Source organism: Litchfieldella qijiaojingensis (assembly GCF_014651875.1).
In the GTDB taxonomy this organism is placed as follows: Bacteria; Pseudomonadota; Gammaproteobacteria; order Pseudomonadales; family Halomonadaceae; genus Litchfieldella; species Litchfieldella qijiaojingensis.
Genome location: NZ_BMXS01000018.1, coordinates 51460 through 64355, shown reverse-complemented (window position 1 = coordinate 64355; position 12896 = coordinate 51460). Strand labels below are relative to the sequence as shown.

General features: G+C 61.3%; 17 protein-coding genes. 12 read left to right on the top strand and 5 right to left on the bottom strand.

Translation table 11 applies throughout. The annotated features are described in order from the left end of the window. Nucleotides 1-57 precede the first annotated feature (57 nt). From IE093_RS16045 to IE093_RS16020, 6 genes are read left to right on the top strand one after another with little or no spacing between them, the layout of a single operon-like run. Nucleotides 58-1638 (top strand): GMC family oxidoreductase, encoded by a 1581-nt coding sequence (locus IE093_RS16045; RefSeq protein WP_189470930.1) that lies wholly within the window; start codon nt 58-60, stop codon nt 1636-1638. Between the two features lie 14 nt (nt 1639-1652). After that, complete coding sequence (locus IE093_RS16040) at nt 1653-2639, top strand: thiamine pyrophosphate-dependent dehydrogenase E1 component subunit alpha (RefSeq protein ID WP_189470928.1); 987 nt, start codon at nt 1653-1655, stop codon at nt 2637-2639. A 16-nt stretch (nt 2640-2655) separates the two neighbouring features. After that, entirely contained in the window at nt 2656-3684 is a 1029-nt protein-coding gene (locus IE093_RS16035; protein WP_189470927.1) for an alpha-ketoacid dehydrogenase subunit beta, read from the top strand. Between the two features lie 19 nt (nt 3685-3703). Further along, complete coding sequence (locus IE093_RS16030) at nt 3704-3940, top strand: biotin/lipoyl-containing protein (RefSeq protein ID WP_189470926.1); 237 nt, start codon at nt 3704-3706, stop codon at nt 3938-3940. Between the two features lie 11 nt (nt 3941-3951). Continuing rightward, entirely contained in the window at nt 3952-4716 is a 765-nt protein-coding gene (locus IE093_RS16025; RefSeq protein WP_189470925.1) for a 2-oxo acid dehydrogenase subunit E2, read from the top strand. 9 nt (nt 4717-4725) lie between these two features. Continuing rightward, entirely contained in the window at nt 4726-5445 is a 720-nt protein-coding gene (locus IE093_RS16020) for a lipoate--protein ligase family protein (RefSeq protein WP_189470923.1), read from the top strand. Between the two features lie 11 nt (nt 5446-5456). On the opposite strand, the gene IE093_RS16015 is transcribed toward IE093_RS16020, so the two are convergent. Beyond that, entirely contained in the window at nt 5457-6260 is an 804-nt protein-coding gene (locus IE093_RS16015) for an alpha/beta fold hydrolase (RefSeq protein WP_229803652.1), read from the bottom strand. A gap of 217 nt (nt 6261-6477) precedes the next feature. Here IE093_RS16015 and IE093_RS16010 point away from each other — a divergent pair, with 217 nt between their 5' ends. Next, nucleotides 6478-6825 (top strand): TfoX/Sxy family protein, encoded by a 348-nt coding sequence (locus IE093_RS16010; RefSeq protein ID WP_189470919.1) that lies wholly within the window; start codon nt 6478-6480, stop codon nt 6823-6825. Nucleotides 6826-6844: 19 nt separating this feature from the next. On the opposite strand, the gene IE093_RS16005 is transcribed toward IE093_RS16010, so the two are convergent. The 4 genes from IE093_RS16005 to IE093_RS15990 form a co-directional block, all read right to left on the bottom strand. Then, nucleotides 6845-7222 (bottom strand): VOC family protein, encoded by a 378-nt coding sequence (locus tag IE093_RS16005; RefSeq protein ID WP_189470917.1) that lies wholly within the window; start codon nt 7220-7222, stop codon nt 6845-6847. 243 nt (nt 7223-7465) lie between these two features. Continuing rightward, nucleotides 7466-8053, bottom strand: a complete 588-nt coding sequence (locus tag IE093_RS16000; protein WP_229803651.1) for a VOC family protein — start codon at nt 8051-8053, stop codon at nt 7466-7468. A gap of 212 nt (nt 8054-8265) precedes the next feature. After that, the gene (gene mntP, locus IE093_RS15995; protein WP_189470916.1) at nt 8266-8832 is read right to left on the bottom strand and encodes a manganese efflux pump MntP; all 567 of its coding nucleotides are present in this window, start codon (nt 8830-8832) and stop codon (nt 8266-8268) included. 368 nt (nt 8833-9200) lie between these two features. Beyond that, nucleotides 9201-9749 carry a thioredoxin family protein gene (locus tag IE093_RS15990; protein ID WP_189470914.1) on the bottom strand — a complete coding sequence of 183 codons (549 nt, stop codon included), beginning with the start codon at nt 9747-9749 and terminating at the stop codon, nt 9201-9203. Between the two features lie 282 nt (nt 9750-10031). Between IE093_RS15990 and IE093_RS15985 the strand changes: the two genes are divergently transcribed. From IE093_RS15985 to IE093_RS15965, 5 genes are all read left to right on the top strand, one after another. Further along, complete coding sequence (locus IE093_RS15985; protein WP_189470912.1) at nt 10032-10394, top strand: DUF6164 family protein; 363 nt, start codon at nt 10032-10034, stop codon at nt 10392-10394. Nucleotides 10395-10409: 15 nt separating this feature from the next. Next, complete coding sequence (locus tag IE093_RS15980; protein WP_189470910.1) at nt 10410-11105, top strand: class I SAM-dependent methyltransferase; 696 nt, start codon at nt 10410-10412, stop codon at nt 11103-11105. Between the two features lie 154 nt (nt 11106-11259). Continuing rightward, a complete protein-coding gene (locus tag IE093_RS15975; protein ID WP_189470908.1) occupies nt 11260-11436 on the top strand; it encodes a hypothetical protein in 177 nt (58 codons plus the stop codon). Nucleotides 11437-11696: 260 nt separating this feature from the next. Further along, nucleotides 11697-11939, top strand: a complete 243-nt coding sequence (locus IE093_RS15970) for a hypothetical protein (protein WP_189470906.1) — start codon at nt 11697-11699, stop codon at nt 11937-11939. Between the two features lie 72 nt (nt 11940-12011). Next, nucleotides 12012-12797 (top strand): AraC family transcriptional regulator, encoded by a 786-nt coding sequence (locus IE093_RS15965; RefSeq protein WP_189470904.1) that lies wholly within the window; start codon nt 12012-12014, stop codon nt 12795-12797. The last annotated feature ends 99 nt before the right edge of the window (nt 12798-12896 follow it).

The window sequence follows — 12896 nt, the reverse complement described above, 5'->3', positions numbered from 1 at the left end:
CACACGCATGCTGACAACCGATAACGACAACGGATAAGGATAAAGAGGAGACACGCCATGAGTGGCAAGTTTTCGCACGATGACGACAGCGTGGTGGTGATCGTCGGCTCGGGGGCCGGTGGTGGCACCCTGGCCCATGCCCTGGCCAAGCGGGGCATCAACAGCGTGGTGCTGGAAGCCGGCAAACGCTATCGCATGGAAGACATCGAGAACGACGAATGGGAGATGTTCAAGAAGATCTCCTGGCTCGACGAGCGCATCACCGCCGGCCCGCGCCAGTTGACCGAGACCTTTCCCAACCTGCCGGCCTGGATCGTCAAGGGCGTGGGCGGTAGCACCATTCATTGGGCTGGCGTTGCATTGCGTTTCCAACCCCACGAATTCCGTCTGCATAGCGAGGCCGGCGATATCGCCGGTGCCAACCTGCTCGACTGGCCGATCAGCTACGAGGAGCTCGAGCCCTATTACGTCCAGGCCGAACGCCATATGGGCGTGACTGGGGAATCCACTGGCATGCCGTACCACCAGTGGAACAACAACTTCAAGGTGCTGGCCGAGGGCGCCAAGCGGGTCGGCTACCAGAAGCTGCGTGCCGGACCGATGGCGATCAACACCCAAGCCTACGATGATCGCCCGCAGTGCATGCAGGCCGGCTTCTGCATGCAGGGCTGCCGCTTCGGCGCCAAGTGGTCGACCATGTACACCGACATTCCTCGCGCCGAAGCCAGCGGCCACTGCGAGGTGCGTCCAAACGCCATGGCGCTGCAGATCGAACATGACGCCAATGGCCGGGCCACGGGCGTGGTCTATGCCGATGGCGAAGGCAACCTGCAGCGCCAGAAGGCCCGGGTGGTGTGCGTGGCCGGCAACTCCATCGAGTCGCCACGGCTGCTGCTCAATTCGCACTCCTCGCTGTTCCCCGATGGCCTGGCCAACTCTTCCGGCCAGGTGGGGCGCAATTACATGACCCACGCCACCGCCTGCGTGTTCGGCGTGATGCCCAAGCCGGTGCATATGCACCGTGGCACCACCTTCGCAGGGATCATCTCCGACGAGGCACGTCTCGACCGTTCACGAGGCTTCGTCGGCGGCTACACCCTGGAAGTGATGTCACTGGGCGTACCGTTCTTCGCCAAGTTCATGGACCCGAGCAATGGTGGTTGGGGGCGCGATATCACCAGCGCGCTGGACAAGTACGATCATCTCTCCGGGGTGTGGATCTGTGGCGAGGACCTGCCGATGGAGGACAACGGCATCACCCTCCACGACACCCGCAAGGACCAGTACGGCTTGCCAGTACCGATCGTCTACAAGGGCGACCATCCCAATGACGAGGTGCTGCGCCGCCATGGCCAGGCTCAGGCCACCAAGTGCTATGAGGCGGTAGGCGCCGAGCGCACTTTCCTGGTCCCGGATTTTCCCACCAGCCACAACGTCGGCACCAATCGCATGAGTGCGCGTGCGGCGGACGGGGTCGTCAACAAGTGGGGGCAGACCCACGACATCGACAACCTGTTCGTCTCCGACGGCAGCCAGTTCACCACCAGCGGTGCCGAGAACCCGACCCTGACCATCGTCGCCTTGGCCCTGCGCCAGGCCGAGCACATCGCCGAGCGTATGCAGCGCCGCGAACTCTGAAGGGAGACATCGACATGCAACCGACCACCGAACAGCGGCTGTGGATGTACCGCCATATGGTACTTAGCCGCTACCTCGAGGAGCGTATCGAAAGCCTCTACATGGAAGGCAAGACGCCGGTGTTCAACATGGCCAAGGGGCCGATCCCCGGCGAGATGCATCTTTCAAACGGCCAGGAACCCTGCGCGGTGGGCGTCTGCGCGCACCTCGACCCGGAAGATATCGTCACTGCCACCCATCGCCCGCACCACATTGCCGTGGCCAAGGGTGTCGACCTCGACGCCATGGTCGCCGAGATCTTCGGCAAGGCCACAGGGCTCGCCGGCGGGAGAGGCGGCCACATGCATCTGTTCGATGCCAAAGTGAACTTCTCCTGCTCGGGCATTATCGGCGAGGGCCTGGGTCCGGCGGTGGGCGCGGCACTGTCGCGAAAGCTGCAGGGCAAGCCCGGCGTAGCGGTGGCCTTCATGGGCGAGGGTGCCGCCAACCAGGGCGCCTTCCATGAGGCACTCAACCTGGCGGCGGTGTGGCAGTTGCCGGTGGTGTTCGTCATCGAGGACAACGCCTGGGGCATCTCGGTGGCCAAGCAGGCCTCCACCGCCGTGCCGCGCAACGACCGGCGTGCGGCCGCCTATGACATGCCCGGCGTGCACGTTGCCGACAACGATGTGGAAGCGATCTTCAGCGCTGCCGGCGAAGCCATCGCCCGCGTCCGCGAAGGCCAAGGCCCGACGCTGATCGAGATCGAGACCGCGCGGCTTGCCGGTCACTTCATGGGCGATGGTGAGGACTACCGGCCCAAGGGCGAGAAGGAAGGCCTCAAGCAGCGCGATCCGATTCCTCGCTATCGCAAGCAACTGCTCGACGCCGGCCTGCTCGACGACGCCTCGGACGACACTCTGGTCGAAGGTGCCCATGCCAGGGTCGAGGCCGCCATCCGCTTCGCCCAGGACAGCGAGTTCCTGCCGCCCGAGGCGGCGCTGGAAGCCGTCTTCGTCTGACGCCAGGAGAATGATCATGACCACAACCACCAGTGCCGGTACCCGCAAGCTGACCATCGCCCGGGCCATGGCCGAGGCGACTGCCCAGGAAATGCGTAACGACCCGCGGGTCTTCGTAATGGGCGAGGATATCGGCCCCTTGGGCGGGGTATTCGGCAACACCCGTGGCCTCTATGACGAATTCGGCCCAGAGCGCGTGCGTGACACGCCGATCTCCGAAACCGCGTTCATTGGTGCCGCCGTCGGGGCCGCTTCGGATGGCATGCGGCCCATCGTCGAGTTGATGTTCGTCGACTTCTTCGGCGTCTGCATGGACGCCATCTACAACCTGATGGCCAAGAACACCTACTTCTCCGGGGGTAAGGTCAAGGTGCCGATGGTGCTGATGACCTCCACCGGCGGCGGCTATTCCGATGCTGGCCAGCACTCTCAGTGCCTGTACGGCACTTTCGCTCACCTACCGGGCATGAAAGTGGTGGCACCAAGCAACGCCTACGATGCCAAGGGCCTGATGACCGCAGCGATCCACGACGACAACCCCGTGGTGTTCATGTACCACAAGTCGCTGCAGGGCATGGGCTGGCTGGGTACCGAGAAGGGTGCCACCGTGCCGGTTCCCGAGGAGAGCTACACGCTCGAGATCGGCAAGGCCGCCGTGGTGCGCGAGGGCCACGATGTGACGCTGGTCAGCCTCGCCGCCGGCGTGCACCACTGCCTGCGCGCCGCCCAGGCCCTGGAGGACGAGGGCTTCTCCGCCGAGGTGGTCGACCTGCGCAGCCTGGTGCCGCTCGACCGCGAGACCCTGCGTGCTTCGGTGGCCAAGACCGGGCGTCTGATCGTGGTCGATGAGGATTACCACAGCTTTGGCGTCAGCGGCGAGATCATCGCCAGTGTAGTTGAGCACGACCATGCCTGTCTCAAGGCCGCGCCACGGCGTGTCGCCTACCCGGACATTCCGATTCCCTTTGCGCCGACCATGGAGCAGTGGGCGCTGCCCAATGCCGACAAGATCGTCGACGCCTTCCACCAGATGATGTTGAGTTGAATCAGGAGATATATCACCGATGAGTATCGTAATTACCGTACCCGACGACCTGTGGGAAGGCGACAGCGAAGGCGTGATCACTGCCTGGCTGGTCAATGATGGCGCTGAGGTCGCGCAGGGCGACCTGGTGGCCGAGGTGATGGTCGAGAAGGCCCAGTATGAGATTGAAGCGCCTTCGACCGGAGTGCTGAGCATCACCAAGCAGGAGGATGAGGTGGTGGAGAAGGGTGAGACCATCGCCAGCCTGGAGTCCTGAGGAGAGATGCCATGAAACTGGAAACCCATGACACTTCCCCGTCCGTCCCCGAGGGGGCGGACCCAGACGCATCAGGGGCGCCGCCTTTGAAAGTGATGCCGTTGCGTGGCATGCGCGGCATGATCGCTTCGAAAATGCTCCACAGCCTGCAGTCCACGGCTCAATTAACCCATCATGCCAGTGCCGATCTCACCGCCGTACAGGCATTGCGCGAGAGGTGCAAGTCGGCTGGCAAGCCACCCTCGGTGCAGGATGTCCTGCTGCGCCTGGTCATACGGACGCTGGCGGATTTCCCGGCGCTGAATGCCACCCTGGAGGACAACCGCATCACCGAGTTCGATGCCGTGCACCTGGGGTTGGCGATCCCCTTGCCTGGTGATCTGCTAGTGGCGCCGGCGCTGTTCGATGCCCAGCGGCTGACCTTGGGTGAGTTGCTGGCGGCACGCCAAGCGTTGGTCGAACGTGCTCAGGCCGGCAAGCTGACGGTACGCGAGATGACTGGCGCCACCTTTACGGTCTCCAACCTGGGACGTTCGCGGGTGCATCATTTCACCCCCGTTCTCAATGTGCCCCAGGTGGCGATCCTGGGTATCGGTGGTGTCGAAACGCGGGCCGTGCCACTATCGGGTGGCTGGCGAGCTGCCGATGTCATTGGCCTGTCGCTGACGTTCGATCATCGTGCCGTCAATGGTGCTCCGGCGGCGGCCTTCCTCGATGCCTTGTGTGAACGTATTGAAGGTCTGGCGCCGGATGCCTTCGATGATGAATTGGCTTAATGAGGATGCATGACGATATCACCGACTGCCGATAAAGCTGGCTGGACGCTACAGCGACCCACGGTTGAAGCCGGGCTGGCGCTCGACGAGGCGTTGCTTGAGTCGATCTGTCAGGGCGAAAGCTGGTTCGGGCTGGTGGCTTGGTCGCCCAGCGATCGGGCGTTGGTAATGCCGCGTCGCCATGAACGTGTGGCAGGTTTTCCCGAGGCGCGTCGCATCCTGCGCGACATGGGCTGGCCGATCCTGTTCCGTGCCACCGGCGGTACGCCGGTGCCCCAGTCGTCGGCGGTGGTCAATGTGGCACTGGCGCTGCGTTGCCAGGTGGGCAGCTCAGCGGCTCATCTCGAATGGGGCTACCGACGCCTCGGCGAGCCCTGGTGCGAGTGGCTTGCCGAGTTGGGTGTCGCCGACGCCGATCTGGGCTCGGTTGCCGGCGCCTACTGCGATGGGCGTTTCAACGTACGCATCGCCGGGCGCAAGTTGGTCGGCACTGCCCAACGCTGGCGCCGGGTGCGCGGCAGTCGTGACATGGCGATGCTGGCCCACGGTGCCATGCAGGTGGGCGACACGCCCGAATCGCTGGTCGACGTGGTCAATGCCTATCAAGCTGCCGTCGACGATCCGCAGCGTTTCGAGGCCGCTAGCCATATCTCGCTGCGCCAGGCCTTGCCCGATTTGGATCTCGACGCCGCACTGCCGAAGCTTTTGGAGCGGCTGGCAAACGCCTAGGGTTTGACCACCTATTCAGCGACTCCCTCATGCAAGAACCTCTTTACAGCCTCGGCAAGGCACTCCGGGGCTTCTTCCGGCACAAAGTGACCGACGGAGTGCAAACGGACTACCTGAGGGTGTGAAAACGTCCGTTGCCAACGTTGCAATTCCTTCTTGCGAAAGGCGATGTCCTTCATCCCCCATACCAGCAGTGTCGGCTTGTCACGCAGGCCAGGAATCTCTTGCCACAATTGCGCGAGCCATGCGGACGAGCCGAGGATTTCCTTGGGAAAGACGAGACAACCCTTTCTGTCCTCGGGGCTGTCGAGAGGATGGAGGTAATGAGCGTGTGTTCGCCTGCTCAGTTGGGTCTTGTCTCCAAAGGCTTGCCGCAGCAGCACGCGAGCAAAGAAATTGCCTCGACGAATGAGGAGTCTGCCGATTGGCCCGCCCATGAAAGCGCTGAAGGCGATGTAATGAAAGTCATGGTTGATGGGCCAGGCCCAGGTATTGATGAGTATGAGCCGCGAAACGTTCCGAGGATGGCTAACGGCATAGGAAAGTCCTATCGGTCCACCCCAGTCCTGCATGACCAGCGTCATGTCGGTGAGACCAAGAGTCTCGATGAGCCGCGTCAAGTTGTTGGCGTGGTCTTGCGGCTTATAGGACCAATCCGCAGGCTTGTCCGATAGCCCAAATCCAAGGTAATCCGGGGCAATGCAGCGGTGTGTGCTGCTCAACTGCTTGATCAGGTGGCGATACAGGAAGGACCAGGTCGGGTTCCCGTGAAGCAAGACCACCGGTTCCCCGCTGCCTTCGTCAACGTAGTGCATGCGACCTGCCGCTAGCTGAAGGTAGTGCGGGGCAAAGGGAAACTCGCTCCTATCGAGCCATTCGTGGTCTTGCATCGCTTGCTGCCCCAGGGCCGATTGCTGTCGAGAAATCGCGTGTACGCTTACAGTGTATAAGCATTCGTTGGTTCTCCTGGCCGGTGCGAGCGCGGGCATGGACGATTGGCAGGCTATTTCTGCGAGTGGGGTGAGGGACTCGATGAGCGAGTACACAGATAATCTGCGCGATGTCTTCGAATGGTTCGGGCCGATCACGGTGCGCCGGATGTTCGGTGGTTACGGTATTTACCACGAGGGTCTGATGTTCGCGCTGGTCTCCGACGAGACGCTCTATCTGAAGGCGGATGAGGCAAATGTCGGCGACTTCGAGCGGGAAGGGCTCGGTCCATTCGAATACAACAAGGGCGGTAAAGTGGTACGGATAGCTTACTACCAGGCCCCGGAAGAGCTGTTCGAGGATCACGAGCTGGCTGCGGCCTGGGCGCGACGTTCGTTCGAAGCCGCCCTGCGCGCCCAGGCAGGCAAGCGGAAGTCGGCCAGGAAATGAATGACGCTATAGCTTGCTGCTATCCTGCCGTTTCGTCGACCTGGAAGATGCCGAAGGTATTGCCCTCGGTATCGAGGAAGTAGCCCTGCCAGCAGCGGCCGGGCACGGCAAACTTGGGTAGGGCGACTTGCCCGCCAAGTCTTGCGATGTGCTGGGCTGCATCATCGAAGTCTTCCACCTCGAATGAACAGACGAAGGCGTTCGTTCCGCATTCGGTCGGTGGCGTTTGTGCTGGACGCTGGAGCAAACCGCCTCCCATCCCTCCGTTATCGATACGCCAATACTCGACGGGAAGCCCTTCGACCTTATTGAATTGCCAGCCAAACACGGCGCTATAGAAATCGACCGCACGCTGGGTGTCATCGGCCTGAATCTCGAAATATGGATGTCCGTTCATGTTTCCTCCAAGGCAATCTCCAGAACATTGCAGGGCTACCCGGTCACACCCGACCAGTGTCTACATCCACTAATCGTTTGGGGAAGGTAGGAATCGACAGTATAGAAAAGGGGTTCGTGTGGTCCACGATGCTCGTGGCATCGACCTTCAGGCCAGAAGCGGCTCAACTGCCTGGCTGCACGACAGCGACGCTTTTAGGCGCCGCTGTCATGGTATTGAACGATGGGCCGAATCGGACGAGGGTCAGTGGCGAGGATCCCAGAGACGGCTGGGGTTGTCGGCTTCGTAACCCATGCCATAGGGTACGCTGACGATTTCCAACTGCATGCCCCAGGGCGCCATGAAGTAGACCCAGCTCAGCCCCTCCATGGGGCCTTCGGTAAACGTCTTGGGCTCGCCGAGCACATCCACGTCATGTTCCTCGAGATAGGCCACAGCCTCGTCCATGTCGTCCACGTAGAAGGCAATATGGTGGCCGCCGATGTCGCTGTTGCGCGGCTGTTCCGTACGCTGGTCGGGGGCGGTGTACTCGAAGATTTCCAGGTTGGTGCCATTGCCGCATCGCACCAGGTGGGCAGCGGGGATGGTGGCCTCGGGATGTACGTCGAGGTTCTCGCTCATCCAATCGTCATCGAAGGGCCCGAAAGGGCCGATGGTGAAGAACGCCTCGCACCCGATCACGTCGACGAAGAAGTCCACTGCTGCCTGACGATCGGGCACGGTGAAGCCGAAGTGCTGGGTGCCATGCATTCCCGGCATTTCGGCCTGAGCGACATGGCTGGCCAGCAGCAGGGCCAGGGACAAGGTGGTGCGCTTGAAAGTGTTGGGCATGTCATGACTCCAAGGTTTGTTGTTCGTTGTCGGTGACGACCGTCACCCGAACGAGAGGAGCAATGGCCATGCCAAGTGATGGCGAGGCTGGAAGTTCTTGCACCTAACCGGCTTGATTGCGTTTATCGAGGTTGGAGATAGCGTGACAGCTGTCACAGAGGATACAGTCGTGTAACACCTGTCACGTTACATTGGCTTGGTGGCGTCCCCAGTCACCACATACCCAGATGCTCTGTAAGAATCCCGCTGCCAATGCCGATCAGGATCAATCCTCCCAGGAGCTCTGCGCGTCGCCCGATCAGCTCGCCCAGGTGTCGCCCCAGCAGCGTGCCAAGCGTAGCCATGAGCGTGGTTACCATGCCGATGGCCAGCGCCGTCACCAGGATATTGATATCGAGGAAGGCCAGGCCGATGCCGACCGCCAGGGCGTCGATGCTGGTGGCGACCGCGGTGGCGGCCAGCAGCCACCAGGTGCGGCGGCGTGGTCGCTCGCTCTCCTCATGCTCTACGGAGAAGCTGGCCACGATCATGTGCCCGCCGATGATCAATAACAGCGTGAAGACAATCCAGTGGTCCCAAGCTTCGACATGGTGGGCGGCGGCGACCCCGAGGGCCCAGCCCAGTAATGGCGTCAGGGCCTCGACGGTGCCGAAGATCAACCCGGTGCGCAGCGCTTCGCGAAAGCGCGGCTGTTCGATCATGGCACCCTTGCCGATCGAGGCGGCAAAGGCATCCGCGGACATGGAGAAGGCCAGAAGGAGGGTGGTAAGTGGAGTCATCCGCTTTCATCCGGGCCGGGCGATTCACCACGACGGCACGACACGCCCGGCCACGAGCGTCGTACCGTCGATGGTCTCGCCTACCCGAAGGCGCGGATGCCACGGCATATGGCCGAATGTGTTGACATCCGCTCTCGCGCCCTTGGCGCGAGCCGGCTACTCCCCAACGAGGGTCATTGCTGAATAGAGCCCGGTATAGCCGATGAGCATGCCCGGGCGAGCAGCATCATAGCATCCTTGTTTTTCATTGTTGAGTGGGACTTTATATAAGCTTCTTTCATGACAGCGGCGCCAGAAGGCGCCGCTGTGTGGTCAGTCACTTGTGTGTTTGGCGGGGGATCTGCTTGTCGTTGACCCCAAGGACCACATTATTTCCACTTGATGTTGCAGCCCATCGACGGCATCTGGTTGGCATCCGGTGCCTGCCCGGCCAATACCGCATCGGCGGCGGCGCGCAGGTCCTCACCGGTCACCGGCGTGTCCTTGCTTGGGCGGCTATCGTCGAACTGACCGCGATAGGCTAGTCGGTGGTTGCGGTCGAAGAGGAAGAAGTCCGGCGTGCAGGCCGCCTGGAAGGTCCGGGCCACCTCCTGGGTCTCGTCCACCAGGTAGGGGAAGGTATAGCCGCGCATACGGGCTTCCTCGATCATGCGTTCGGGGCGGTCGTCCGGATGTGACTGGAAGTCGTTGCTGTTGATACCGACCACTGCGAGGCCTTTTTGCTCGTATTCACGGGCAAAGTCGGCGAAAGCGTCAGCGATATGCTTGACGAACGGGCAGTGATTGCACATGAAGACCACCAGCAAGGGGTTGCCGCGGAACTGCTCGCTGTCGACCTCCGCGCCGTTGGGGTCGGGGAGACGGAATACCGGTAGGGGGCTGCCCAGTTCGATCATGTTTGATGGTGTCACGGCCATGGGTACGGAGCCTCCGGTTGTTAGGGAAACGCTGAATAAATGCCTGCGCAGCTCAATCACTGCGTTACGCGGTGCTCGCAAGCCTCACATATACCCCATATGCTCCGGTTGCTGCGCTCCGGGCGCCTTGTGCTTGAAGTTGCTCGTCGATCTATTCAGCGCTTCCTTAGGTTTCCAACTACCCGTCAGGATAACAAAAAACCGCCACGGTTAGCGTTGGCAGTGCGTCCGGGATAGCATCGATGCCATGGTCATGAGGACAAGGTTAGTGCGGGAGCGGTGATGGCGGTCTTGTTGTTCAAGCTCAACAATGTGCCGGAAGAAGAGGCCGAGGAAGTCCGGCGGCTGTTGTGCGAGCACGAATTTGAATTCTATGAAACCAGCGCTGGGCGCTGGCGTTTGTCGGTCGCCGCCATCTGGCTCAAGGACGATTCACAGGCGGCAGCGGCGCGGGCGGTGATCGACGAGTATCAGGCGGAACTCACGGCTCGCGTTCGCCGGGAGCATGCAGAGCTCGCGGCGCAGGGCAGGGCACCGACACTATGGCGTAAGCTGGCCAGGCAGCCGCTGCGTGTCCTGTTCTTCACTGTGGCGGCCGCCATTGTACTGGCGTTGTCGACCTTGCCGTTTCTCGGCTTGCGGTAAGAGCGGGTCTCCACCATGAAGCGCCATCGATACGAATCACTGCGCCGCGAATACGCACGCCTGGCGCAACGCTACGATATCCGCTGGAACACCTATATCGAAGCGTCGGTTCGGGAGGCGCAACGTTGTCTCGAACTGGATAACGGCGACCGGGTGTTGGACGTCGGCTGTGGCACAGGGGTGTTGTTGGCATCCCTGGCGCGCGAGATGCCCGGTATCCGCTTGGCAGGCATTGATCTCTCTAACGAGATGCTGGCGATCGCACGTCGCAGGGTCGGGGCGAACGTCGAGCTGGCGGAGGCCTCCGCCGAGGCCTTGCCCTTCGGTGATTCGGAGTTCGATGCGCTGGTATCGACCAGCGTATTCCACTATATTCGCGAGCCCCAGCGTGCGCTGGGGGAAATGTATCGCGTCCTGAAACCAGGCGGACGCCTGGTCATCGTCGACTGGTGCGACGACTACCTGACTTGCCGCTTCTGCGATGTATTCCTGCGAGCCTTCGACCCTGGGCATTTCCGTACCTACCGCAGTGATGAGTGCCGTGACTTGCTCGTCGGGGCGGAATTCATCGGTGTGGATGTCGAGCGCTACAAGATCGGTTGGTTATGGGGAATGATGACGGCAACTGCCAGGCGTCCCGGGCGTGAAGAAGACCCCGGCATCAGACGCCCCCATGCACAGGCCAGCAACGTCGGTATCCAAACTGGATGACGAGACCCCTACCTTCGCCAAGACGATGGGCGCCAGGAAGGTAGCTGTGGCTGCTTGATCGGTACCGTTGGTATTCGGCGACATTTTCGTCCAGGCATTGCGTTCGCTAGAATGATGCCTATCACCTTTTACTGTTGGAGGAAATGGACGTTCCATGAACAAGCCCTTGATCACCCTGACCATCGTGTTGCTTTCGGCACTGCTTGTCGCAGGTTGCAGCTACCAGCCCGCCCGCATCAAGTCCGAGCCGCTGATCGTGATCGACGATGACCGTAGGCATCATGATGGCAGCTTCTGTCCACCCGGGCAGGCCAAGAAAGGCAACTGCTGAAGGCCGAGCGATCGTGACCAGATATCAAGGGCACGCCGACCGCGTGCCCTTGATGGTTCTTACATGTAGGTACAAGGTTGCGCAATTCTTGCGCATTGTTGGCTGGGGGCTTCCCCAACGAGCGGATATACTGTAAAAAAACACTGTTCGAGTTGCCCGGTGGCGAGAGCCTCGTCGTTCTGGAACGGACATGAGAAGGCAACCGATGAAGAACGCAGGGGACGGGAGTTGTTTCCATGATCCTCACGAGGCACTCATTCATGAAAGGTTCCATGCAGCTAGTCACTCTGGTCGTGCTCGGCGCTGCGTTGTTGATGGCCGGCTGCAGCTACAAGCCGGCACGGTTCACCCCGGCTGAGATCCGTACCGAGCCATTGATCGAGATCGATGGGGGGCACGGTCATCGGCATCGCGGCTACCACGACTATCACGAGTATTACTATTACGACGATCGCCGTCGGGGTTTCTGCCCACCGGGGCTGAGGATGCAGGGGCGCTGCTGAGTCGCCGATTGGCATCGAGAGCCGGCTGGCGTAAGGTGGAGAGGTCATGATGACACGGGAACCGCCTGCGCCATGTCATTCTTCCATCTACGTGCCTGCACCCTGAGCCGTCAGTATATTTCCCATGAGCATGGCTTTCACCAACTGATCCTGGCGACATCGGGCAGCACTGAGCTCAGTATCGAAGGGCGTGGTGAAGTCGTGACCGGCGAACGGGGCTGCCTGATTCCCACCACCTATCATCACGAGTACCAAGGGGACGGTCTCAACCGTACCTTGGTGCTCGATGTGCCGTTGGCCAGCCTGTCGGCACTTTCCTGTGTCGATGAAGTCGACCGATTGTTCGCCCGGCCGCGCTTCTTCACGGTGACGCCAAAGTTGCACAGGCTCGCCGACACATTGATGAAGCAGGTCGAAGATTATCCCGAACTGCAAAGTGAAATCGCCGCCTTGATTTTGCGGGCGATCTATCTGGAGCTCCACGATGAACGGCTGCCAGCCGATATCGTCGATCCTCGGGCTGGCTGGCGAAGCCGAGAACGTCTCGATCTGTCGCGTATCGATGCCCATATCGATGCGCACCTGGCTGATGACATCCGTGTCGAATCCCTGGCCAGCCTATGTGCGCTGAGTCCTGGCCATTTCCACGCCTGCTTTCGCGATGCCACGGGCATGACCCCATTGGGATACGTGCAACGACGCCGCCTCGACCATGCACGTTCCATGGTCCTCCACACCGGTCTGGCGTTGAGCCAGGTTGCCTCGCTGGTCGGCTTTCGTGATCAGGGCAGTTTCTCGCGAGCCTATCGGCGTCGCTTCGAGGTTCCCCCCACAGCGGAGCGCCGTGCCTTGAACTGAACCGGCGCGCGCCCCGTTGCGTACCCCGGTTACGACACAGGGCTGAGTCTGGGGCAAATCTTTCGTAGTTGCGGGCAAGCAGCCTCAAGACTAGCGTCA

What these genes read in the sequence shown, in the direction of transcription:
- IE093_RS16025 (WP_189470925.1), top strand. Translation starts at nt 3,952, where the DNA reads ATGAAACTGGAAACCCATGACACTTCCCCGTCCGTCCCCGAGGGGGCG.
- IE093_RS16030 (WP_189470926.1), top strand. Translation starts at nt 3,704, where the DNA reads ATGAGTATCGTAATTACCGTACCCGACGACCTGTGGGAAGGCGACAGC.
- IE093_RS16045 (WP_189470930.1), top strand. Translation starts at nt 58, where the DNA reads ATGAGTGGCAAGTTTTCGCACGATGACGACAGCGTGGTGGTGATCGTC.
- IE093_RS15985 (WP_189470912.1), top strand. Translation starts at nt 10,032, where the DNA reads ATGGCGGTCTTGTTGTTCAAGCTCAACAATGTGCCGGAAGAAGAGGCC.
- IE093_RS16015 (WP_229803652.1), bottom strand. Translation starts at nt 6,260, where the DNA reads ATGCACTACGTTGACGAAGGCAGCGGGGAACCGGTGGTCTTGCTTCAC.
- IE093_RS15980 (WP_189470910.1), top strand. Translation starts at nt 10,410, where the DNA reads ATGAAGCGCCATCGATACGAATCACTGCGCCGCGAATACGCACGCCTG.
- IE093_RS16000 (WP_229803651.1), bottom strand. Translation starts at nt 8,053, where the DNA reads ATGCCCAACACTTTCAAGCGCACCACCTTGTCCCTGGCCCTGCTGCTG.
- IE093_RS15990 (WP_189470914.1), bottom strand. Translation starts at nt 9,749, where the DNA reads ATGGCCGTGACACCATCAAACATGATCGAACTGGGCAGCCCCCTACCG.
- mntP (WP_189470916.1), bottom strand. Translation starts at nt 8,832, where the DNA reads ATGACTCCACTTACCACCCTCCTTCTGGCCTTCTCCATGTCCGCGGAT.
- IE093_RS15975 (WP_189470908.1), top strand. Translation starts at nt 11,260, where the DNA reads ATGAACAAGCCCTTGATCACCCTGACCATCGTGTTGCTTTCGGCACTG.
- IE093_RS15965 (WP_189470904.1), top strand. Translation starts at nt 12,012, where the DNA reads ATGTCATTCTTCCATCTACGTGCCTGCACCCTGAGCCGTCAGTATATT.
- IE093_RS16010 (WP_189470919.1), top strand. Translation starts at nt 6,478, where the DNA reads ATGAGCGAGTACACAGATAATCTGCGCGATGTCTTCGAATGGTTCGGG.
- IE093_RS16035 (WP_189470927.1), top strand. Translation starts at nt 2,656, where the DNA reads ATGACCACAACCACCAGTGCCGGTACCCGCAAGCTGACCATCGCCCGG.
- IE093_RS16005 (WP_189470917.1), bottom strand. Translation starts at nt 7,222, where the DNA reads ATGAACGGACATCCATATTTCGAGATTCAGGCCGATGACACCCAGCGT.
- IE093_RS16040 (WP_189470928.1), top strand. Translation starts at nt 1,653, where the DNA reads ATGCAACCGACCACCGAACAGCGGCTGTGGATGTACCGCCATATGGTA.
- IE093_RS16020 (WP_189470923.1), top strand. Translation starts at nt 4,726, where the DNA reads ATGACGATATCACCGACTGCCGATAAAGCTGGCTGGACGCTACAGCGA.
- IE093_RS15970 (WP_189470906.1), top strand. Translation starts at nt 11,697, where the DNA reads ATGAAAGGTTCCATGCAGCTAGTCACTCTGGTCGTGCTCGGCGCTGCG.